The sequence below is a fragment of the Geomesophilobacter sediminis genome, from assembly GCF_016458275.1.
GTDB classification, from domain to species: domain Bacteria; phylum Desulfobacterota; class Desulfuromonadia; order Geobacterales; family Geobacteraceae; genus Geomesophilobacter; species Geomesophilobacter sediminis.
This window is the reverse complement of sequence record NZ_JAEMHM010000001.1, coordinates 223,204-244,993: the sequence shown is the minus strand read 5'-3', so window position 1 is coordinate 244,993 and position 21,790 is coordinate 223,204. Positions and strand designations below refer to the sequence as shown.

Genomic DNA, 21,790 nt, shown 5'->3' with positions numbered 1-21,790 from the left:
ACCTCCTCGCTCATCTTCCTCTAAATTGGACCGCGGTCGGATCGACCGATCGGCGTGTCAAGGTGAGCCTTCCCCACCTGCCCCATTTCGCGGCACCGTCAGCACCGCCGGTTGGGACCCCTCGGCCCCCTCTGAGCTCCCTTCGCCGTAAACGATCCGCGAGGCGTAGGCGCTGTTGCCGGCGGGGTCCACCGCCTCGACCCGGATCAGGTTCACCCCGGGTTTCAGACTCACCTCGTGCCGGAACTCTCCCTCCTCGCATCCGGTAACTTCCTTGCCGTCCACGAAGATCCTGGTGCCGGGCTCGCATTTGCCTTGCAGTACGTAGGTGCTGGCGGTCGCCCGCTCGCCGGGGAAGGAGACGGTGAGCGGCGGCGGGGTCTGGCTCTGCACGACCTCCAGCCGCCCGATGGTGCTGAAGCGCCCCACCCGGCCGTCCTCGATCCGGCTCACCCGCCAGTAATAGTTCCCCTTCTCCAGCTGCTGGGTGGTGAAGGAGGTGCTGCTCACCCGAAGATCCAGGATCGTCTCGCCGAAATGGGCCCAGCGGGAGAGCTGGAAGCGGTATTCGCCGGGAGCCCCCTTCCAGGTGAAGGTGAGCCGGGGGGGGATGACCCGGTACCGGTACTGGCCGCTGCGGCATCCCTGCAGCTGCGGCGGCGCCGGCAGCGCGTAGACTGCGCTCACCGCGACGCCGCGCCGCAGGGTCACCCCCTGGTTGGCGGTGACGACCAGCGGATGACCGGGGCGCAGCAACTGCGCCTCGCCGGAATAGACCGAGACGCTCGAGGAATCGTCGTTCAAGGTGACCACCCGGAAATCCGCCCCCTTCTTCCCGATGCGAGCGACGTGACCGGCAGTCTCCAGTTCCAGGTTCATCTTCCTGGTCGGAACCAGCGAGCCTTCCAGCTCTCCCTGCACCCGCACCCGGTAGCGGCGCACGCCGTCGGTCTCCTCCTTTACCCGCTCCACGAGCACCATGGAGTTGCTCCCGAGCTCGAGGTGGTTGTGGGCATCGAAGGAGATGCGGGCCCCGGAGCGGTCCAGGGTCTGCACCGCGTCCTGGCTGAAAAGAGGCATCCCCTCCTGGGCGCTCCCCCAGGCGACCGAATTGCCGCGGCGGAAGCGGACGTCCCGCACCAGTTCGGAGAGGGTCGCCTCAACCGAGATCGTGCCGTCGGCGGGCCGGGTATGGGACGGCGGCTCGGGCTCGCTCTCCATCAGCTCCTTCAGCGGGGTGCCGGAGGGAAACAGGGAGTTCAACAGGAGCATGAAGAGCGCATATGCCCCGGCAACCAGCAAGAGCGACCCGACGACTTCCGCCGTCAGCGCCGCCCCCTTTTTCAAGGTTTCCCGCTTCACGGCTCGCTTTGCCCCCTGAGTTCCTGCGGAGCAGTCCGCACCTTCAGGTTCAACAGCCTGGAACAGCCGGCGCCGTTTCGCACCACCATCCCGAACACCTTCTCACCCCGCACCAGGGAAAGCTCGGTGGAAAAGCCCCCCTTGCCGTCCACCACCAGGAGCTTTCCGTCCAACTCGACCCGGTTCCCCGGGTCGGTCCCGGCCGCGAGGGTGCAGGCGGAGTGACCGTCGGTGTCCACCTTGTAACCGGCGCGGGTTACCCCGAACGGGACCACCCGTGCGCCGGTCGGGGCCGCGATGTCGAGGCTCGGCACCGGAAGGACGGTCGCCAGGCCGCGCCCGCTGGAATCCCCCATCTCCACCTTGAGCTTGCCGACGTCGGCCGGAATGGTGGTGGCGAAGCGGCCGTCCGGGTCGAGCGGCAAAGGGGTCCCGTTGATCACCACGAACGGCTTGGCGCGGAACCGGTCCGGCAGGGTCGGGACGTTGCGGCCGAAGTCGCCAAGGATCTCCACCCGGCGGTTGAGCCGGCGCCCCGGGGTGGTCGCGTTGTCCGCGATGGGGCGCGACTTCCCGTACCAGCGCCGGATGATGCGCGCCTCAGGGATCCCCTCCTGACGCACCAGGTAGTTGGCGGCGGAGTCGCAGCGCTTTTTGGAAAGCCCCACGTTGTACGGCACCGTACCGATGCCGTCGGTGTGCCCCTCGACGATGACCTTTTCTTTCGGATTGGCCCGCAGCACCCGCGCCGCCTCTTTCAAAAGCCGCCGTGCCTGGTCGGTCAGGTTCCACTTTTCGAAGACGAAGGCACCGCCGGAGAGTGACAGGAGAACCGCCTCTTTCCGGCTCACCCCGAAGAGCCCGCGCGGCGTTGCGACGTAGGAGCCGTCCTTGTAGACGAGTTCCATCTGGTACTGGTAGATCTCACCCTTCACCAGCGCCGGCCCGTCGGTCTCGCCGTTCCAGACCAGCTGTTCCGGCGGCGCCCCCTCCCCCTTGAGGGCGCGGATCCCCCGCCCCTGCGCGTCCAGGATCCCGAAATGCCACCCCTTGACCTCGCCCGGCTTCTCCACCGAGGTCCGGAAGCGGATCGGGCGCTTCAGCTTGCCTCCGGAGAGTTCCACCGAGTCCAGGATCTCGCGGGTCAGGTTCACCTCGGTCGAGGGGAGCCGCGGCTTCTCGCCGTTGACCAGCAGGGTGAGGAGCTCCGCGCTCCCGGAGATCTGCAGCGGGATATCCTCGCGCACCCCGACGATGGCGACGGCGGGGACCACGGGGACGACCGGAGGCGCGGGCGGCGCCGCCTTGGGGACCTCGGCCCGGACCGGTTCCTTGATCGGCCGGACCTCGGCCTCGTCGTGCTCGAACATCTCCTCGTCGAACTTCACCTTCACCCCGAAAAACGGCCCCTGCCCCTGGAAGGTCTCCCCGGTAAGGTCGCGGTCGTCGAGCCGGGCGTAGTTGTAACCGGTCATGAGGACCACGTTGCGGTAGACCCGGTACCCGATCGTGCCGGTCACCCCGAAGTCGTGCAGCCCGGCCTCGTACTGGCTGGTCAGCTTGCCGTACACGGTGAGTTCCCATTTTTCGGCGAGGTCGTAGGAGACCCCGGCCAGGGCGAGGTCGGTGTAGCTTTGCACCCCCACCGGACCGCTCGACTCGAAGGAGAGCTTGCCGGCGTATTTCCCCTGCAGGGTCCAGCGCTTGTTCATCCGGAAGGTCGGCTCGGCGGAGAGGACCAGGCTCTTGGTATGCGGTCCGCCCGGGACGCTGTCCTTGTCGTCGATCTTGAACCGGGCCAGGGTGAGGAGATGGAGCGGGTTGCCGGCGATCGGGCGCCAGGCGGTGCCGACGTAGCCGTCGTAGACGACGTCGTCACCGGCGTCGGCGTCGCGGGTCCACAAGCTGGATTTGCCCACCAGGGTGAGGCTTTCGTTCAGCTTGTAGGCGGCCTGGGCGGCGTAGAGGGAGGTGAGCTCGCCCGGGGCGGACTTGATCTCGTAGCGGCCGGTGACCTTGAGCTCCTTGGCGCGCAGGTATTCCCCCGCCAGGGTGAAGGCGGTCCCTTCCCCGCCGTGCCCCTGGACAGTTTCGATCCGCTCCAGGCTGGAGCTGAACAAAAGCCCCTTGCTCACCTCGTAGCGGCTGTTCAACCCCAGAATCGCCTGGCCGCGCTGCGCCGAGAGGGAGTCCTGGATCTGGTACCCGGTCCGGGTGTCGATGACCAGCCCGCGCTCCTCGTACACCTTGGTGTTCAGGTCGACGTTTCCCTGGCTGGTGCTCCCGGCCGTGCCGCTGGAGAGCTGGTAGCCGGTGGAAAGCCGCATCTTCTCGGAGAGCTTGCTCTCCATCCCGACCAGGGTCGCCTGGCGCTGTTTCGGCGCCCCCTCCTGGTATTCCTCGGCGACGAAGGCGCGGGTGCGCTCCGAAATGCGGTAGTCGAGGCGGAGATAGGTCTTGGTCTGGTAGTCGGCCACCAGGGAAGGGGCGAGGAGCTGCTCGCGGCGCAGGGTCGCGTCGAGCTTGGCGGTGAGCGGCCCCTTGACCCCGGCGTACACGATGTCGGAGACCCCGTTGCGCCCGCCGGCCTCCTCCTCGATCCGCTTGTAACCGGCCTCGGTATCCCAAAGGGAGAACTTGTGGGCGAAGCCGGCCTGGTTGCCGAAGAGCCGAATCCCGGTGATCTCGCTTTTCTCCACGAAGCTCTCGGCCGTGAGCAGCGTCTTGGATGGGAGCCGGTAGTCGGCCTTGCCGCCGTACTTGGTGGTCCCCAGTTCGCTGCCGGTCATCGAGGGGTTGTAGAAATCCGCGTCCACCTTCCGGTAGTAGCCGCCCAGGTTGAACTCCTGGGCGGGATGGGTGAAGGCCTCAGCCTTCCAGGCGCTGCCGCGGCCGTGCTCCAGGTTCTCGCTCACCGCGCCCTCCCCCTTCAGGGCGATCTGGTCCCCGAGGAGCTTCAGGCCGCCGTCCAGGCCGTACAGGGTGTTGTTCTTGACGCTCTGCTCCTCGACCACCGCGGTGCCCCCGAACCAGCTCCCCGCGCGGGAGCCGACCACCGCGCGCCCGCCGTAGGTCTGGCGCTCCACCCCGCCCCGCTCGCTCTGGTAGTTCACCACGATGGTGATCGGGTTCATGTTCTTGTCCAGGGCCGGGACCGGCTCCTTGAACAGGATGGTGCCGGCGCCGTAGTCGATGCTGTAGTCGGCGTAGCGGATCTTTTCCACCACCGACAGGACCCGTTCGCTGTGGTAGCGGTCGCGGGTTTCGATCCGGACCCGTTCGCTGTTCTCGAAGACCGGGGTGCGGCTCAGGAAGAAGTAGCCCGAGGTGCCGTTGCCCGGAAACTCGTCGCGGGTGACCACCTCCTTGTTGCTGCTTTGGAACCCCCTCAGGATCACCCCGGGCTCGTTCACCTCGAGCTTCACCCCGTTCAGGGCCCGGTCGTAGCGGGAGAACTCGTTTTCCGAGAGGTCGGTCCGGTAGTCGCCGCCGATGAGGTAGGAGCGGCCGGCTTCCACCTTCACGTAGAGCTTGCCGCGCGACGGCGCCTCGTAGCCGATGTCCGAGGCGTCGCCGTAGACCGGATAGTATTTTTCCGGATCGATCTCCTGGAACAGCCCCTCGCGCCGCTCCTTTCCCGAGTCGTAGGCGGCGGTGACCAGGTACTTGCCGAGGATCTTGCCGCGGGTGAAGAAGGAGAGGCGCTCTTCATGGAAAAGCCCGGAGTCGAAGCGGTCATCCTTGTCGGTCGGCTCGACGTGGCTCGATACCGAGCGTCCCCCCACGGTGAGACTCCCGATGCCGACCAGGATCCAGTCGCGTAACGGCGAGCTGAAGAAGAGATCCACCGTCTGCTGCACCCCCGCCCCCTGGATGGTGATCGGGTCGGCCCCGGGCGATTTCGCGGCGCGGACGTGGAAGACGCCGATGCCGTCGTGGACCCGCACCTGGTGCCCCGGCTGCTTGGGATCGGCATCCGGCTCCCGGATCTCCCCCTTGCCCAGGCGCACCGTCACCAGGGATTCCCCGGCCACCCGCTTCCCTTCGGCATTCAGGATTTCGACGGTAAAGGGGATCACGCTCTTGGCATCGGCCGGCATGTCGACCCGGTCCGGGTTCACCACGATCTTCTTGGCCGGGCCGGCCCCCACCCCGGCCGGGGAGATCGGCGCCGGGGGCGGCGGGACCGGCGGGGCCGGGGGGGCCGGCGGCTCGGGGCCGACCGTGATCTCCTTCAAGGCGAAGTCGCCGCGGGCCGGGCCACCGAAGGGGACGGTGATGAACTGGGACCAGCCGACCCCGGCGAAGGCGGTGTTGAACGGGACCGGGTGCAGGTTGCGCGGCAGGGTGGAGCGGTCGATCTTCACCACGTGGTTGCCGGCGGAGACTCCGGTGAAGGTGTACTGGCCGAGGGGATCGGTGAAGGAGAAGGAGCCGTCGTCGAGGTAGATCCGGACCCCGGCGACGCCGGTCTCGCCCGGATCGGGAAGGCCGTTGCCGTTGGGGTCGATGAAGACCCGCCCCATGATGATCGCCTTGCTCCCGAGGATCGAGGCGCGGATCAGCACGGTGGCGCCGATGTTGGGAGATGCGGTGCTGGTGCCGCCCGGGGTGGTCCCGAAAGCGAACGCCTGGTTCTGGTTGTTCCCCACCGGGGCATCGGTCGAGACCGCCATCCGGTACACCAGGACCCGGGTCTCTCCCGGCGCCAGGGTTCCGAGGTTCCAGAAGAGCCCGCCGCCGGAAGGGGTCGGGTCGGCAAAGGTGCTCCCGTCCAGCAGCGAGGAGCCTTTCAGGTAACGGAAGCCGCGCGGCGGTGCGTCGTGCACCGTCACGTTGTTGAGGGGGACCGCGCCGTTGTTTTTCACCTGGATGGTGTAGGGGATGATGTCCCCGGCCTCGGCACTGGACACCCCGGCCCCCTTGATCAGCTGGAGCGGCTGCCCGCGGACCGGGGTGCGCGTGGTGTTCGACGCCTGCGGCACCGGGTTCTGGTCGCTGCTCAGGTTCGCCGTGTTGAGGATCACGGCATCAAACGGGGCGTCGGCGCGCACCGTCGCCTGGAAGGTGACGGCGGCGCCGGTGCTGGCGGCCAGGTTCGGCAGGCGGAAGGTGAGGGTGCGGGTGACCGGGTCGAAGCTGGCGGTCCCGCCGACGCTGCCGGTGGAAAACGCCGCACTGCCCGCGGTGAAGTTGAGTAGCGGATCGAGCTGGTCGGTGACCACGATGCCGGTGGCGGGAAGGTCGCTGGTTGCGAAGGCGATGGTATAGGTCAATGCCGCCCCGGGGAGGACCGCCCCCGCCGGGGAGACGCTCTTGGTCGGGTCGGCGAAGGAGGAGACCGGGATGGCGACCTGGTCGTTGAGGGAACTGCTCCGGGTCGGGACCGCCTGGCTCACGGCCTTGACCACGAGGTTCATCTGCCGCCCTTCGGAGCCGGAGGGGGGGGTCACCCTCAGGATGACGTCGAGGGTGCCACCGGCGGCAACGGTCCCGGTGAGGGCGGCGCCCGTGGTATCGAGCGGCAGCTTCGTCTTGCCGTCCTTGTCGTAGAATTCGAGCCGGCAGGGACTCGCCCCGTCGGGGAGCCCGCCGGCATGGACCGCGGTGAGCAGGAAACGGTCCGGCGCGTTTCCCTGGTTGGATATGGTATGGAGGAAGTCGACCGCCTGGCCGGGATGGGAGACGGCATTACGGGGAGGAGCGATGGTGAGATCGCAGATGCCGCCCACGGTGACCCGGGTTTCGTTGGAGGAAACCGTCGTGGGGGCGGCCCCGTAGCGGAGCTGGCAGCTGTGGGTGACAACGGTGCCGGCGGGGGTGGTCGGAAGGGCGGCGGCCGGGGTGAGGAGGAGCGCCAGTGCGACCACTGCGCCCAATAATCCCCCCTTTCCCCTCCAGATCGAACGCCACATCGCCATCCCTCCGACAACCGATCAGCATTCCCGCTGCCAGCGCAGCGCTCCGGAAATCTACTTGTATGGGTGCCACCGGGGCATCGAGGCCGCCGGGAATAACCGTATGAATTAACCATCCTCCCGTCACTGGAGGGGCGGCGCGAACAACACGAGCAGGCGCTTGCCCTGTAGAAGCGACATTCCACGCGATTGGGGGCCACCGATTCTGTGGGAGCGCCTTTCCCGGCGCGATTCATCTAACAGCCGATTCGGGCAGGAATGCCGCGCCTCCCGCTACGCCTCGCCCGATCCTCCACCCTGCGCCCCTTCTATTGCACGACCGCCCGGAAAAAGACGTAGAGCGTGTTTCCGGGAGCCAGCGCCCCGCCGGTCCCGTCCCCCGCCCCGGTGCCCAAAAAGGCGCTGATGCCGTTGCCACCCGCGCTCGCCTGCCCGCACGCCGAGGGGACACAGGGGTCGCCGTCTCCCACTGCCGAGGTGGTCACCTTCACCGATCCGGGCACCAGGGTCACATCGGCCGGTAGCGGTGCGGTGAGCACGACCGCGGTGGCCGCTGCGGCACCGGAATTGGTCACCCGCATCCGGTACTCCACGGTTTCTCCCGGCTGGGCGTCGGCCGCGGCGGAAAAGCCGCCCCCCTGGCTGAAGTTGCGGACACTCTCCTCGACGCTGACCACCGGCGCCACGGTCGTGGTGGTGGTCTGGTCGCTGGCAGTGGCCCCGGTCCCGGTGGCGGTGACCGTGGTGACCGAGGTGTTACCGTTGACGCTGCTCCCGGGGAGCGTCACCACGGCGAAGAAGCGGTATCCCTGCCCCGGGGCGAGGACCCCGGTGGTGGAGGCAACGTTGGTCTCCCCGGCCTGGCGGATCCCGTCGCCGGCGATCCCCCCCCCCGCTCCGTCATCGGCAATGAGCACTGAGGTTCCCGCGGTGCTCCCGGAAGCCAGGGCGAAGGTGTTGGTATCGGTCCCGACGTTGGTGACCGTGTAGGGGTAGACGACGCTCCCGCCGGGAGTGCCGGTGGCATCGGGGGGGGAGGTGATGGTCACCGCCGGGGTGCTGCCGCAGGTCACCGTCTCGAGGTTGAAACGGTCGGCGCGGGTGGCATCTGCGGCGGAAACCGCCCCCACCCCCACCTGGTAGGAGGTGCCGATCGGAAGGTCGGAAGGGGTGACCTCGACCGACAGCACCACGGACTCCCCCGGCTGCAGCAGGGCAGTCCGGTAGGTTCCCGCCGCGACTGCCGCCGTGACGTCGCTCCCCCCCGGGTCGAGGTAGCGGACCGTGAAGCCGCTGCCGCTGCCGGTTCCCCCGAGGGTGAAGCGGTCCGGCAGGTCGCCGGCGTTTTTGACCGTCAGGCGGAAGGAGCCGGCGTGGCCGGTGGGAAGGGATTGGTACTTGAACTGGGTGCGCGGATCGGCCTCGTAGACCCCGAACCCGACATAGGCGGCATCGGCCTCGCGGGCGAGCTTCGCGGCGAGGTCGGGCTGGTAGGCGGCGTCGGCCCGGGAGGGTGTCGCGACCAGGAGCAGCGCCAGCAGCGCGCTCGCCACCGTGGCCAGGCGGACAATTTCATTAATTTGTATTAATGGCTTAAACATGGTTGAGTACAATATCAGATGATCATGAGGAGGCAAGGCGGCAAAGATGCATTTGTCTTTTGGCCGGCCAAATGGTATTAACCTTCGACGGGCGGGAAAGCCCCGCGGAGGGAAGATGGAAGATCGCTGCCGTTTTTACCGGGTGTCGGGGAAGGACCTCGTCTACCTGAAATTCATCCTCGAGGCGTACGAAGGGCTCTCCACCATGAGCACCGTCGACCCTCGCCAGGGGATCGTCAAGGTCGTTTACCCGGTCGCCTTTGCCGACGACGTCGAGTCGCTCATGCAGGCGCTGGCAAAAGAAATCACGGTCACCGAAGTGACCCAAGGGGGTGACGGGTGCTGGAACGGATAGATGCGGCGCGCATACTGCGCAGGGCGCTGGCCGGAGGGGGGGAGTTCGCGGAGATCTACTTCGAGGACGGCGCGTTTACCATGGTGGCATGCGAAGACGGCAAGATCGAACGGCTCCTCGCCGCTTCGGACCGGGGGGTGGGTATCCGGGTGATCGCCGATCTCTGCACCGCCTACGCCTACAGCAACGTGCTGACCGAAGCGGCGCTTTTGGAGCTGGCCGACACGGTGAGCAAAGGGGTGCGGGGAAGGGCCTTCGCCGCCGCGATCGCGCTGGGCGCGCCCCGGATCGGGGCGGGGTACCCGATCCTGACCCGGCCGGGCAGCGTGCCGCTGGAGGAGAAGGTGGCCCTGGTGAACCGGGCCGAACGGGCCGCCCGCGGCTTCGACCCGCGGGTGCGCCAGGTGGGGGTGAGCTACCGGGACGCCGAGGTGCGGGTCCAGGTGGCCAATTCCCTGGGGGACTTCACCGACGAGACCCGGACCGCGACGGTGTTCACCGTGCAGGCGGTGGCCCGCGACGGCGAGGTGCTGCAGACCGGTTACGAGCCGCTGGGGGGCTTCAGCGGCCTGGAACTGTTCCAGCAGGCCTCTCCCGAGGAGCTCGGCCTGCGGGCGGCGGGGCGTGCCGTCATGATGCTCGGGGCGCGCAAGTCGCCGGCCGGGGTGCTCCCGGTGGTCCTTTCCTCCGAGGCCGGGGGGACCATGGTCCACGAGGCGATCGGGCACGGCCTGGAGGCGGACCTGGTCCAGGCGAAGACCTCGGTCTACGCCGGCCGGATCGGCGAGCAGGTCGCGTCGCCGCTGATCACCGTCATCGACGACGCCACCATCCCCAACGCGCGCGGCTCCTACTCCTTCGACGACGAGGGGACCCCGGCGCAGCGCACCGTCCTGGTGGAAAATGGCGTGCTCAAGGGGTACATCTCGGACCGGCTCTCCGCCATGAAAGGGGGGTGGCACTCCACCGGCAACGGACGCCGGGAGACCTACCGGACCCGTCCCATCGCCCGGATGAGCAACACCCTGATCGCTCCGGGGGAGAGCACCCCGGAGGAGATCCTGAAAAGCGTCCCGAGCGGGCTCTTCGTGCGCAAGATGGGTGGGGGGCAGGTCAACACGGTGACCGGCGACTTCGTCTTCGAGGTGAGCGAGGGGTACCTGATCGAGAACGGGACGGTCGGCGAGCCGGTGCGGGGGGCGACGCTGACCGGCAACGGCCCGGAGGTTTTGAAGGCGATCAGCATGGTGGGAAACGATCTCGGATTCGGGATCGGGACCTGCGGCAAGGACGGCCAGGGGGTCCCGGTGGCCGACGCCCAGCCGACCCTCCTGATCCCGGGGATCACCGTCGGCGGCGCCGCCTGACGGCAGGCTCCCTTCCGCAGGCGCATTTTGCTATACTGAAGCTGGGCCAAGCCCCCGGCGTTTCGGCTGGCACGCGAAGCGCGGAAAGGAGAAGTCATGAAGGAACCATTGGAAAAAACGTCGGAAAAGACGTGCGACACCAGGATCTGGAGCCCGGACTGCGAGCGGGGTGACTTCAAGACGCTGGACGAAAAGTTCCTCTGCGTAAGCTGCGGCACGATTCCGGATTTGAACCATGAAGTACACCACGAGATGTTCCCGCACATAAGCGGCGACCACTCCATGCTCCACTAGTTCCGGTCCGTATCCTGCAGATGAAAAGGCCGCCCGGCCGAGTCCAAGACTCCGCCGGGCGGCCTTTTTCATTGCTGGCCTCCGGCCCCTCCCCTCAAGGTCGCGCGCGGGAGCGTGAGCTTGCGACGGCCGGGGTGAGGAGCGGTTTGCCGTTTCCTACAGGAGCCCCCGCTCCTTAAGGCAGCTGATGATCCGCTCCGCGGAGCTTTCCACCGGCTCCCCCTCGGTGTCGATCCGCAGCTCCGGGGACTCGGGGGGCTCGTACGGGGAGCTGATCCCGGTGAAGTTGGGGATCTCGCCGCGCCTGGCCTTGGCGTAGAGCCCCTTGGGATCTCGGCGGGCGCACTCGTCAAGCGGCGTGGCGACATGCACCTCGAGGAACCCCCCTTCCGGGAAGAGCGCGCGCACCATGTCCCGGTCGGCACGAAACGGGGAGATGAAGGCGGTCAGCACGATGAGGCCGGCGTCGGTCATCAGCTTGGCCACCTCCCCGATGCGCCGGATGTTCTCCACCCGGTCCGCCTCGGTGAAGCCGAGGTCGCGGTTCAGTCCCAGGCGCACGTGATCGCCGTCGAGCAGCATGCAATGCTTCCCCATCCCGAGCAGCCGGCGCTCCACCAGGTTCGCCAGGGTCGACTTACCCGCGCCGGAAAGGCCGGTGAGCCAGATGACGCAGGGGCGCTGTCCCTTGAGCGCGGCCCGCTCCTGGGCGCTCACCGCCTGGGTGCGCCGGGCGAGGTTGCTGCCCCGGCGCAGCGGGTGCAGGACCATCCCGCAGGCGACGGTGGCGTTGGTGGCGCGGTCGACGAGGATGAAGCTTCCCGTTTCCCGGTTCTCCCGGTACGGGTCGAGCGGGACCGCCCGGGAGAGGGTGATCTCCACCTCCCCCACGTCGTTGAGCTCCAGACGGTCCGAGGCGAGCCGGTGGTAGGAGTTGAGCTCGATGCGGCTCCTGATGCGGGTTGCCTCGGCGCCGGCGCTGCCGCAGACCCCGCGGTAGACATAGGACCGGCCCGCATAGAGCGGCTCGCTGCTCATCCAGACCAGTTGCGCCTTGAAGAGACTTGCCACCTGGGGGAGCGTGTCGGGAGCGGCGAGCAGGTCGCCGCGCGCCACGTCGTGCTCCCCTTCCAGGACGACGGAAACCGCCGTGCCGACTCCCGCTTCGGCGAGTTTTTCGTCGGCGTGCCAGAGTTCCCGGACCGTGGTCTCGAACCCGCCCGGCAACACGGCGACGCGGTCGCCCGGATGGAGCCCCCCGGAGGCGATGCTCCCGGCGTAGGCACGAAAGACGCGCTCCGGTCCGTCGCCGTTTTGTCTGCGCGCCTGCGGCTGCCACCCCTTCTCGCCGTCCCCGCCCCGGATCACGTACTGAACCGGCAGCCGCAACGGCCGCTGCGAGGCGGCCTCGGGGGGCGCCACCGTCTCGAGCCACTGCATGACGGTCGGCCCGTCGTACCAGGCGCTGCGGGGGGATGCCTCGGTGAGGTTGTCGCCGTACAGCGCGGAAACGGGGATTTCGATGTGCTCCTTCGGGGCCACCCCGAACCGTTCCAGGTCGCGCGCCAGGGCACGGCACTGCTGCTGCACCTTGTCAAAGAGCGCCGGGTCCCACCCCACCTTGTCCATCTTGTTGACCGCGAAGAGCAGGTGGGTGATCCCCAAAAGGGAACAGATTAGCGCATGGCGCCGGGTCTGGGGGAGCACCCCGAGGGTGGCGTCGATGAGGATCAGGGCCGCGGAGCAGTTGGAGGCCCCGGTCGCCATGTTGCGGGTGTAGCGCTCGTGTCCCGGGGTGTCGGCGACGACGAACTTGCGGGCCGGCGTCTCGAAGTAGCGGTAGGCGACGTCGATGGTGATCCCCTGTTCCCGCTCGGCGATCAGGCCGTCCAGCAAAAGGGAATAGTCCAGGGTGTCGCGGGGGGTCCCGGGGCCGCCGCTCTCCTTCTCCAAAAGCTGCAGCTGGTCGTCGTAGAGGTTCCCGGTCAGGGCGAGCAGGTGTCCGATCAGGGTCGACTTGCCGTCATCGACGCTGCCGCAGGTGAGAAAACGGAGGATACCGTCGTGTCGGCTCATCAGAAATATCCCTCCCGTTTCTTTTTCTCCATCGATCCGCTCTGGTCGAAGTCGATCAGGCGGCCGCAGCGTTCCGAGTCCCGCGCCGCCTCCAGTTCCGCGACGATCTCCTCCACGGTGGTGGCGTCGGACTCCACCCCGGCGGTGAGCGGATAGCAGCCGAGGGTGCGGAAGCGGACCCGGCGCAGCTGCGGCTTTTCATCCGGGTAGAGCGGCATCCGCTCGTCGTCCACCATGATCCACTGCCCCCCCCGGTCGACCACCGGGCGCTCCGCCGCGAAATAGAGGGGGACAACGGGGATGCGCTGCCAGGCGATGTAGCGCCAGATATCGAGCTCGGTCCAGTTGGAAAGGGGGAAGACCCGGAAGCTCTCCCCCTCGCGGCGGCGGAGATTGGGAATGCTCCAGAGCTCGGGACGCTGGTCCCGCGGCTCCCAGGCATGGGCCGCGTCGCGGAAGGAGAAGACCCGCTCCTTGGCCCGGCTCTTCTCCTCGTCGCGCCGGGCGCCGCCGAAGATCATGTCGAAGCGGTAGCTTTCCAGCGACTGGAGCAGCGCCTGGGTCTTCATGATGTCGGTGTAGGCCCGGCTGCCGTGGCTAAAGGGGGTGACCCCTTCGCGCACCCCGGCCTCGTTGGTATGGCTGATCAGTTCCAGGCCGAGCCGCTGCGCGGTCTCGTCCCGAAAGGAGATCATCTCCCGGAACTTCCAGGTGGTGTTCACATGCATGAGGGGAAACGGAGGCTTCATCGGGTAGAACGCCTTGAGGGCGAGGTGAAGCAGCACCGAAGAATCCTTGCCGATGGAATAAAGCAGCACCGGACGCTCCGCTTCGGCGGTCGCCTCGCGGATGATCCGGATTGCCTCGTTTTCCAGCGCCGACAGGAAGGAGGGGACGTTGCGCGATTCCATGGCACCTCGGCAGCCGCCGTTGCGGCGGCAATGGGGACAGGCGGCATGCCGCCGCCCTTTAAAATCTGGAGAGTATACCCAGTTTCGCCGTTTCAGGGAAGCAGGATCGCGAGCCAGGGGAATTACGGGAAGTCAGGGAGGGGCCAAGCCGTGCCCTCCGGGACCGGCTTATTGACATCTTGACGGCGGGCGTCCGACAATGGGGCGAGGAGCCTTCACCATGAGATTTCTTTTTCTTTCCCTTATGCTTATCGCCACCTGGGCAGCGGCACCGGTGCAGGCCCAGTCCTACCGCCGGACCATCACCATCACGCTCGAAAACAGCTCACCCTTCCCCAACCACGTCCAGGTCCGCGACATGGAGGCCCACCTGGGCTTTCCCGAGGATTGCCGGGTCGCCCGGAAGGTGGTCCGGCGCTGCGACGAGGGGAGCGTTGCCCCCCCCGGCCCAGGACTTACCTGCACCGCGGCGCGGGCGGTGCTCGAGGAGCCGCGCTGCGCCATCAAGGACCTGATCTTCGACGACTGGATGGACGGCGACACGACGGTGGAGCTGACCGTGCATCTCGGCAGGGACGGGTACGGCCTGGTGGGGGTGCGCGCGGTGAACAACACCGGGAGCTGGACCTTGAAACCGGGGCTTCGGGACGGAGACAAGGTGGAACAGCAGTAGGGGCTACTTTTCTGAACTTTCCTTCCGGCGCGCGAGCCTCTTGTTGAGGGCCTGCCGGGTGATGCCGAGGTAGGAGGCGGCGATCCCCTGGTTGCCGCCGGCCGCCTCCAGGGCATGCGCGATCAGCGCCTCCTCGGCTTCCTTCAGGGTCGGCATCCGGGCACCGAACTTCTCGTCGCCCAGCCGCCGGAGGTATTCCAGCGGCTCCTTGACGGCGCTCCCCCGCCGGGCCCCGATCATCTGACGGAAGGAGGAAAGCGAGAGGACCCCGCGCCGGTGCCGCGCCACGGCGTCGAAGAGCATGGCCTTGAGCTGGCGTACGTTGCCGGGGAAGTCGTAGCTCTTCAGGTAGTCGATCAGCTCGGGGGGATGGGCCGGGCGCGGGCGCTCCAGGATCTGCGCCGCCTGGTCCAGAAAGAAATCGACCAGCAGCGGGAGGTCCTCGAGGCGCTCGCGGAGCGGCGGGATGCTCGCATGGTGCGCGTTGAGACGGTAGTAGAGGTCCTTGCGGAAAAGCCCCGCCCCCATCTTGTGGGACAGGTCGCAGTTGGTCGCGACCACCACCCGCGCCGAGCTCTTCCGGGGGCGGTCGGTCCCCAGCGGGTAGTATTCCCCTTCCTGGAGCAGGCGCAGCAGCTTGATCTGGGACTGCAGCGAGAGGTCGCCGATCTCGTCGAGAAAAAGCGTCCCCTCCGCGGCTCGGGCCACCAGGCCGTCGCGGCTCTGGTCGGCTCCGGTGAAAGCCCCCTTGCCGTGCCCGAACAGGGCGTCGGAAAACATGTGATCGTCGAGGCCGGCCACGTTGACGGCGACGAAGGGGCCGCAGCGGCCGCTTGCGTCATGCAGCGAGCGGGCCACCAGTTCCTTGCCGACCCCGGTCTCCCCGGTCACCAATACCGGCTGCCCGGTACCGGCCACCGCCGTCAGGTACTCGAAGATGCCGCGCAGCTTCGGGCTTTGGGTAAGGATCGGGGAGAAGGCCTTCTTTATGGCACCGTCCCCACCGTTCGGGGCGTCGTCGCCGCTGCCCATCTCGATCGCACATTGAACAACCGTCTCTGTTCCCATCTCTGCCGCACTCCTGTTTCGTCCGATCCCGCTGTACTCATAGCACCACAAATAAGCAAAGCAAGATTGTATCAGACTAATTTTCCGGTATACTATTGTCGACCCGGAAAGGAGGGATTACCGCGCTATAAGAGATCTTGGCTCCTTATAACTTTGGCAAGCGGGTCGATGATACGCCCACTACAATTTGAAGTACAGGAAATTTTATTTATCAGAGTATCCTTAACGAATCATTGCTTTCAGCAGCAACCCCTGCGACGAAGGTTGCGCCTGCAACTTTATGTGTATACGGCTTCCCAACGGTCAGCACTGCTCGTTAGCGGGCGACTTTTGGGAACGGGGAAACATAAGTTGCAGGGGTCACCCCGGCGTCGCGCGCCGATTTTGCCGAGAATCCGCGGGAGGAGGCACCTCGGCTGAGTTGGTATCGAACCTGCAGCAGGCAAGGTCCGACCAGGCCCCCCTCCGGCAATCAGGCCGCCGGTTAGGCCGGGACGACCGACCAGCAGTCAAAGGAGTCGTAAGGACCATGGATAAACGTGTAATGATTGTCGATGACAATGATTTCGTCAGGGATTCGGTGGAGATGTTTTTCAGTACGGAAGGGATGGAGGTGCACAGCGCCGCCAGCGGTTTCGACTGCCTGAAGCACCTGGAAAACGGGTTTCGCGGGGTGCTGCTCCTCGACATCCAGATGCCGGGGATGGACGGGTGGGAAACGCTCAGGAGGATAACGGAGAGGGACCTGCACCGCGACAATACCATCATCATCTTGACGGCACGCATCGACAGCGACTGCGACGACCCCGAGTTGCGCCGCCACGTCGCCGACTACATCCAGAAGCCGTTCAACCCCAACGAACTCCTTCAGATCGTGAAAAAGTACGTCGAGGCACCGCCGCCGGAGCAGGAGGCGGCCTTCGGGTGAAAGACGAACCGGTAGCAGACGGAGGGGAAGGAAAGGGGATCTTCCGCGCTCAACCGCAGCAGCGACTGTTTCTTCACGAATAACCGATTGCCAGCATCGAAACCGAACCGTTCTGGATACCTGCCGCCGGGATCGTGATCCGGTCCGAGGGACGCGTCACCGCCAGGATGTAGAGGAGGGGGAGATAATGATCGGGTGTTGGAATAGAGAGGAGTGCGTCAGCTCCCAGCGAGGGGTAATCCACGAGCATGTCATGATCGCGGGTCAGAATCATTTCGCGGACCCGTTGTTCGAAGCGAAGCGCCCAGTCGAACGGCTCGGCCGCACGTTCCCCCCACAAGGCGGCGTGCAGGTTGTGCACCACGTTGCCGCTGCCAATAATAACCACCCCTTCGTCCCGTAGCGGAGCCAGGCGCCGGCCCAGCTCGAAGTGGTCGGCAGGGGCGAGGGTGCGGTCCACACTCAACTGGACGACCGGAAGGTCCGCGTCGGGACGGAGGTGGCGCAAAACCACCCAGGTGCCGTGATCGAGGCCCCACTGCGGGTCGGCCAGCACCGCCGCCGGCCTCAAGAGTTCCCGGACCCGCGCCGCAAGCTGCGGATCGCCCGGGGCCGGATACTCGACCGCAGAGAGCTGCGGGGGAAACCCGCCGAAATCGTGGATGGTTTCCGGGCGCTCCTGGGGGCTTACCCGGGTTCCCCGGGTATACCAGTGGGCCGAAATGCAAAGGATGGCCCGCGGCCGCGGCAGGTTCCGTCCGATACTTTTCCAGGCGGCAGTTACGTTGTTGTCCCATAGCGCGTTCATCGGGTTGCCGTGTCCGAAGAAAAAGGTCGGCATGGTGGCGGCAGGATTCATGGCTCCCCCTCACGTCCGGTCAGATAGATAAGTTCCTTCCTCGTTTCAAACTCCCGGCAGAGCCGTTGCAGGGTGCCTCCCGGCGCGGCATATCCCACGACAATTTCATCGGACAGCTCCATCATCAGCCGGTTGCGCTGCAGGCATTTCTCCTCGCAGGGGTGGGTCACCGTGGCGGCGTAGCGCGTCATGAGAAGGAGTCGCCCCGCCGCGAGCAGCCCGGCGAACTCCGCTTCCGGCGGCTGCCGCAGCCCCCGGGCGAGGACGACGATCATCGGCTGGCATTGGGTCGCGAGGGCGCGGAAGAGATCCTTTTCCACCGCCGATTGGCAACCCGAGACGATGCAGCCTCCGGCGCGGCCGGCAGTGGCGGCCCAGGCCAGGGCCTTGCGGCAGGCAGACTCCGGGGAGCGCCGCGAGCAGAGAAAGGCGATCTTGCGCAACGCAAGCAGGTCGGTGTTGCCAAGGGTATGCAGGGTCGGGGAGAGTTGAACGGTCATCGGCACCCTCGCCAAAGCGGGCACGGGAAAAATAAGTGTCAACGGTACCACATTTCCGATGGATAACAGGGGACAGGCTCCCCAGATGCCAGTCCACCTTTTTTTATGTGGAAGCAGAGAAATCCGGAGGGAAGTCAAAGGGTACCGGTGGGGATCCATGCGCTAGAAGCGACCTTCCTGTCGCGACCGGCACCGACGCCCCTGTGGGAGCGCCTTTCCAGGCGCGAATCAACAAGCGTCGGCTGCTGAATCAGCGCAACCCGCCGGTCCGAGGTTGTAGGAGCGACATTCCTGTCGCGATCAGTACCACCGGCCCTGTGGGAGCGCCTTTCCAGGCGCGATCCGCCGAAGGCGGTAACAACGCAACAACTCTGCTAGTACCAGCATCTTCCGAGCCCCTCCCTCAGTCATGGCTACTGCCACATAGAAACGCTGCACCGCAGATCCCCTTCCCTCCCCCGCACTCATTCCCCTTTTTTCGGGACTCTCTCATCTTCCTGTTTGCCACACTATTTTCGCGGTGCTATTATTGCCGCGCGAAAAAGGGCCCCCCTGCTCTCTCACAACGGATGAACCTATGACAGAACCGCGCCTGCTGAGAGCAAACGAAACCCCACGTCAGATTGGAGGGTGGCCCCACCCGCGTACCAAAGTGATTGAGCAGAGGATTTCATGGATCAAATGAAGACGGAAGTACCTGTTATGAGCGGAACCCTTACTACCATATTCAGCATGCCGGTCATCGTCGCGGCACTCGGCTACTTCGTCGACATCTACGACCTGGTTCTCTTCAGCATCATCCGCGTTCCCAGTCTCAAAAGCCTTGGATTGGGCGGGGCGGAACTGATCAACCAGGGAGTGTTCCTGCTCAACATGCAAATGGCGGGGATGCTCCTGGGAGGCATCCTCTGGGGGGTCCTGGGGGACCGCAAGGGGCGGCTGAAGATCATGTTCGCCTCGATCTTCATCTATTCGGTCGCGAACCTGCTCAATGCCGCCGTCGACTCCCTCCCCGCCTACGCGACGCTCAGGTTCATCGCCGGGGTCGGCCTGGCCGGAGAGCTGGGAGCCGGGATCACCCTGGTGAGCGAGGTGCTTCATAAAAGCGTGCGCGGTTACGGCACCATGATGGTCGCCTCGGTAGGCGTTTCCGGCGCGGTCCTCGCCAACTTCGTCGCCAAGGGGTTCGACTGGCGCACCGCCTTCGTCATCGGCGGCATCCTCGGGCTTTTCCTCCTCGCCCTGCGCTTCAAGGTGGCGGAATCGGGGATGTTCCAGGGCATGGAGGCGGCCTCGGTGCAACGGGGCAACTTCCTCTCCCTCTTCACCAGTCGGGACCGGTTCGGGAGGTTCTACCACTCCACCATGATCGGGGTTCCCACCTGGTTCGTGGTCGCGGTATTGATCACCTTCTCCCCGGAGTTCGCCAAGGAACTGCACATCCAGGGGATGGTCAGCGCCGGGAACTCGGTCATGTTCTGCTATCTGGGGCTCGTCTTCGGCGACCTCGCCAGCGGCGCCTTGAGCCAGCTCCTCAAGAGCCGCCGCCGGGTGGTGTTCCTCTTCCTCTCCCTGATGATCGGGGGGATCGCCGCCTATTTCCTCTCCGGCGGGGCGACGGTGCAATGGTTCTACGCCATCTGCATCTTCCTCGGCTTCGCCGGCGGCTACTGGGCCGTTTTCGTCACCATCGCCGCGGAGCAGTTCGGCACCAACCTGCGCGCCACGGTGGCGACCTCGGTCCCGAACTTCGTGCGCGGGATGGTCATCCCGATCACCCAACTTTTCCAGCTGTTTAGGCACGGGCTGGGGCTCACCCAGGGAGCACTCTGGGTGGGGGGGATCTGCATGGTCCTGGGGCTCTTCTCCCTGTGGCGGCTTAGGGAGACCTTCCACCAGGACATGGACTTTTTCGAGGAATACCTGTAGGGAACACCCACCTGCCGGCGCAATAAGGATGCTTTTTTACTCGCAGTGGTTGTAAAATCAGACAGCGACGCGGGGAAAAATCATGAAAACACTGATAGTTGCGTTGGCAGTGGGAATAGTGACCGCATTGGCGTCAAGTGCGCAGGCGGGATCGGATTTCTCCAGATCCATGTGCGACATCCACTATCCCAGCGATGACGGCATCGAGTGGAAGTGCGTGAAGGTGAAGACCGGCAACGCCAAGCAGGCTTTCGGTCCGGATTGGGAAGAGGTGCTGCGCTTCAACCGGCTGGACCGGCGGCATCTGATTGCGGGTAAAAGGGTGAAGGTGCCGGTTCGCGCCGAAGAGATCCGGAACTTCACCCCGCTTCCGGAGAGCTATCCGGAGGCGAGCGGGGAGGAAAAGTTCATCCTGCTCGATCAGTCCGAGTCCTTCCTGGGCGCCTACGAGTACGGCAAGCTCGTCTTCTCGATGCCGGCGGCGGTGGGCATGCCCGGACATGCCACCCCCAACGGCGAGTTTCGCATCGATGCCGTCGACCGGGACCACGAATCCGACACCTACACGATGGAGGGGACCGACGACACCTATCCCATGCATTACGGTATGCGGTTCCTGATCGACAAGTTCTACTGGATCAGCTACTGGATCCACGGCCGGGACGTTCCCGGCCACCCCGCCTCGCACGGCTGCGTCGGCCTCTACGACGAGGAGATGCAGGCCCAATACTATAAGAGCCCCCGGGCCCCGGTGCTCACCGATGCCAAGAGGCTCTACGAATGGGTGATCGGCGACCACCCCGACAGTGGCGACTTCCACAAGATAGATTACGGGCCCCGGCTGGTCGTGATCGGCGAGCCGCCGCAGTAGTGCTTAGGGTTCCTGGATCACCCGCGCCGAATAGATGATCAGCGGAACGTCCGGCACGTTCTTCATCCCGTCCGCCTTTCCGGTGCGGACCCGGCTCATCCGGTCCACGACATTCATCCCCTGGACCACCCTCCCGAAGATGGCATAGCCATACCCCTGCACCGAATCATCCTTGTGATCGAGAAAGCGGTTGTCCACCACGTTGATGTAGAACTCGGAGGTCCCGCTGTCCGGCTCCACCGGACGCGCCACTCCGACGGTGCCGCGCCGGTTGCGCAGGCCGTTTTTCGCCTCGTTGGTGATGGGGGGATCGGTCTCTTTGCGCTTGAGGTACGGGGTGTACAGCCCACCCTGGATCAGGTAATCGCGAACGACCCGGTGGAAGATGGTCCCGTTGTAAAAGCCGCTCCGGACGTAGTCGAGGAAGTTCTGGACCGAGATGGGGGCGCGGACGGGATCGAGTTCGATGACGATGTCCCCGGCGCTGGTTTTCAAGAGAACCTGGGGCGGTTTCGGCTGCGCCGCGGGCGGAGCGGCATCGATGATCCGCCCCTGCGCGGCGTTTTGCGGCAGCGGCGGGGAGAGTTGCGGGATCGGCGGCGCAGCGGCTTTTGGGGCTGGGGCAACAACCGTTCCGGGGAGCGGATCGGCGGAGGGCGCCGGCGGGTCGGCCCAGGCCGCCGCGGCGAAAACAAGGAGAATCAGAACGATACCAGCCGCAAGTCGCTGCTTCATGTCTCGCTCCTGTCCAGGGTCGTTGGGATGCTGCGGGCCAGCATGCCAACCGCGTCCAATCACCAATGCAAGCGCCATCCCGGTGGAAGCGCCTTTTCAGGCGCGATCATCGGGCGCATCGCCCAGTGGCAGTCCATGCTGCGGGTATTCATCGCGACAGGAATGTCGCTCCTACCGTTTGGGATCTTGGGACCGCTAAAGATTTTCAAATAGCCGCTGGGCCAATCAAGCATTCGCGCCTGGAAAGGCGCTCCCACAGGAATTTAGGCCGCCTCCTCCCCTGGCAGCACCCGCGACCTATGCACTGTTGCCTGGAAGGTGAGAGAAGAAGAATTGCCTTTCG

The 21,790-nt window shown here is 65.9% G+C and carries 16 protein-coding genes; 7 read left to right on the top strand and 9 right to left on the bottom strand.

From position 1 onward, the window contains the following. Positions 1–57: 57 nt before the first annotated feature. The 3 genes from JFN93_RS01035 to JFN93_RS01025 form a co-directional block, all read right to left on the bottom strand. Positions 58–1,362 (bottom strand): FecR domain-containing protein, encoded by a 1,305-nt coding sequence (locus JFN93_RS01035; RefSeq protein WP_328753267.1) that lies wholly within the window; start codon positions 1,360–1,362, stop codon positions 58–60. Then, positions 1,359–7,277 (bottom strand): OmpA family protein, encoded by a 5,919-nt coding sequence (locus JFN93_RS01030; RefSeq protein ID WP_236021469.1) that lies wholly within the window; start codon positions 7,275–7,277, stop codon positions 1,359–1,361. The genes JFN93_RS01035 and JFN93_RS01030 overlap by 4 nt, the downstream gene beginning before the upstream one ends. A gap of 311 nt (positions 7,278–7,588) precedes the next feature. Beyond that, positions 7,589–8,881 (bottom strand): DUF11 domain-containing protein, encoded by a 1,293-nt coding sequence (locus tag JFN93_RS01025; RefSeq protein WP_199382116.1) that lies wholly within the window; start codon positions 8,879–8,881, stop codon positions 7,589–7,591. A 115-nt stretch (positions 8,882–8,996) separates the two neighbouring features. Between JFN93_RS01025 and JFN93_RS01020 the strand changes: the two genes are divergently transcribed. The 3 genes from JFN93_RS01020 (at position 8,997) to JFN93_RS01010 (ending at position 10,897) form a co-directional block, all read left to right on the top strand. Further along, positions 8,997–9,236, top strand: a complete 240-nt coding sequence (locus tag JFN93_RS01020; protein ID WP_199382115.1) for a DUF4911 domain-containing protein — start codon at positions 8,997–8,999, stop codon at positions 9,234–9,236. Beyond that, the gene (locus JFN93_RS01015; RefSeq protein WP_199382114.1) at positions 9,221–10,603 is read left to right on the top strand and encodes a TldD/PmbA family protein; all 1,383 of its coding nucleotides are present in this window, start codon (positions 9,221–9,223) and stop codon (positions 10,601–10,603) included. The genes JFN93_RS01020 and JFN93_RS01015 overlap by 16 nt, the downstream gene beginning before the upstream one ends. A gap of 96 nt (positions 10,604–10,699) precedes the next feature. Then, positions 10,700–10,897, top strand: a complete 198-nt coding sequence (locus tag JFN93_RS01010) for a hypothetical protein (protein ID WP_199382113.1) — start codon at positions 10,700–10,702, stop codon at positions 10,895–10,897. Between the two features lie 156 nt (positions 10,898–11,053). Here JFN93_RS01010 and cysC read toward each other — a convergent pair whose 3' ends face one another. Together cysC and cysD are read right to left on the bottom strand one after the other, a co-directional pair. After that, entirely contained in the window at positions 11,054–12,973 is a 1,920-nt protein-coding gene (gene cysC / locus JFN93_RS01005) for an adenylyl-sulfate kinase (protein WP_199382112.1), read from the bottom strand. Then, positions 12,973–13,884, bottom strand: coding sequence for a sulfate adenylyltransferase subunit CysD (cysD, locus tag JFN93_RS01000; RefSeq protein WP_199382111.1), 912 nt, complete (start codon positions 13,882–13,884; stop codon positions 12,973–12,975). The genes cysC and cysD overlap by 1 nt, the downstream gene beginning before the upstream one ends. A gap of 220 nt (positions 13,885–14,104) precedes the next feature. Between cysD and JFN93_RS00995 the strand changes: the two genes are divergently transcribed. After that, entirely contained in the window at positions 14,105–14,557 is a 453-nt protein-coding gene (locus JFN93_RS00995; RefSeq protein ID WP_199382110.1) for a hypothetical protein, read from the top strand. A 3-nt stretch (positions 14,558–14,560) separates the two neighbouring features. Here JFN93_RS00995 and JFN93_RS00990 read toward each other — a convergent pair whose 3' ends face one another. Beyond that, positions 14,561–15,625, bottom strand: coding sequence for a sigma 54-interacting transcriptional regulator (locus tag JFN93_RS00990; RefSeq protein ID WP_199382109.1), 1,065 nt, complete (start codon positions 15,623–15,625; stop codon positions 14,561–14,563). 529 nt (positions 15,626–16,154) lie between these two features. Here JFN93_RS00990 and JFN93_RS00985 point away from each other — a divergent pair. Further along, positions 16,155–16,553, top strand: coding sequence for a response regulator (locus tag JFN93_RS00985; protein ID WP_199382108.1), 399 nt, complete (start codon positions 16,155–16,157; stop codon positions 16,551–16,553). A gap of 73 nt (positions 16,554–16,626) precedes the next feature. Here the strand turns inward: JFN93_RS00985 and ygiD are convergent, their stop codons facing one another. Then, positions 16,627–17,412, bottom strand: coding sequence for a 4,5-DOPA-extradiol-dioxygenase (gene ygiD, locus JFN93_RS00980; RefSeq protein ID WP_236021468.1), 786 nt, complete (start codon positions 17,410–17,412; stop codon positions 16,627–16,629). Beyond that, entirely contained in the window at positions 17,409–17,912 is a 504-nt protein-coding gene (locus JFN93_RS00975; protein ID WP_199382107.1) for a DNA-processing protein DprA, read from the bottom strand. Before JFN93_RS00975 ends, ygiD begins: the two co-directional genes overlap by 4 nt. 702 nt (positions 17,913–18,614) lie before the next feature. Here JFN93_RS00975 and JFN93_RS00970 point away from each other — a divergent pair. Continuing rightward, entirely contained in the window at positions 18,615–19,841 is a 1,227-nt protein-coding gene (locus JFN93_RS00970; RefSeq protein WP_236021467.1) for an MFS transporter, read from the top strand. An 82-nt stretch (positions 19,842–19,923) separates the two neighbouring features. Beyond that, on the top strand, positions 19,924–20,712 hold the full coding sequence (locus JFN93_RS00965; protein WP_199382105.1) for a L,D-transpeptidase: 789 nt from the start codon (positions 19,924–19,926) through the stop codon (positions 20,710–20,712). A 3-nt stretch (positions 20,713–20,715) separates the two neighbouring features. On the opposite strand, the gene JFN93_RS00960 is transcribed toward JFN93_RS00965, so the two are convergent. After that, entirely contained in the window at positions 20,716–21,447 is a 732-nt protein-coding gene (locus JFN93_RS00960) for a peptidylprolyl isomerase (RefSeq protein WP_199382104.1), read from the bottom strand. Positions 21,448–21,790: the final 343 nt, after the last annotated feature.

Bases quoted from the DNA above. Each gene is read 5' to 3' on its own strand.
- JFN93_RS01030 (WP_236021469.1), bottom strand. From the start codon at position 7,277: ATGTGGCGTTCGATCTGGAGGGGAAAGGGGGGATTATTGGGCGCAGTG.
- JFN93_RS01025 (WP_199382116.1), bottom strand. From the start codon at position 8,881: ATGTTTAAGCCATTAATACAAATTAATGAAATTGTCCGCCTGGCCACG.
- JFN93_RS01020 (WP_199382115.1), top strand. From the start codon at position 8,997: ATGGAAGATCGCTGCCGTTTTTACCGGGTGTCGGGGAAGGACCTCGTC.
- JFN93_RS01010 (WP_199382113.1), top strand. From the start codon at position 10,700: ATGAAGGAACCATTGGAAAAAACGTCGGAAAAGACGTGCGACACCAGG.
- cysC (WP_199382112.1), bottom strand. From the start codon at position 12,973: ATGAGCCGACACGACGGTATCCTCCGTTTTCTCACCTGCGGCAGCGTC.
- cysD (WP_199382111.1), bottom strand. From the start codon at position 13,884: ATGGAATCGCGCAACGTCCCCTCCTTCCTGTCGGCGCTGGAAAACGAG.
- JFN93_RS00995 (WP_199382110.1), top strand. From the start codon at position 14,105: ATGAGATTTCTTTTTCTTTCCCTTATGCTTATCGCCACCTGGGCAGCG.
- JFN93_RS00990 (WP_199382109.1), bottom strand. From the start codon at position 15,625: ATGGGAACAGAGACGGTTGTTCAATGTGCGATCGAGATGGGCAGCGGC.
- JFN93_RS00985 (WP_199382108.1), top strand. From the start codon at position 16,155: ATGGATAAACGTGTAATGATTGTCGATGACAATGATTTCGTCAGGGAT.
- ygiD (WP_236021468.1), bottom strand. From the start codon at position 17,412: ATGAATCCTGCCGCCACCATGCCGACCTTTTTCTTCGGACACGGCAAC.
- JFN93_RS00975 (WP_199382107.1), bottom strand. From the start codon at position 17,912: ATGACCGTTCAACTCTCCCCGACCCTGCATACCCTTGGCAACACCGAC.
- JFN93_RS00970 (WP_236021467.1), top strand. From the start codon at position 18,615: ATGAGCGGAACCCTTACTACCATATTCAGCATGCCGGTCATCGTCGCG.
- JFN93_RS00965 (WP_199382105.1), top strand. From the start codon at position 19,924: ATGAAAACACTGATAGTTGCGTTGGCAGTGGGAATAGTGACCGCATTG.
- JFN93_RS00960 (WP_199382104.1), bottom strand. From the start codon at position 21,447: ATGAAGCAGCGACTTGCGGCTGGTATCGTTCTGATTCTCCTTGTTTTC.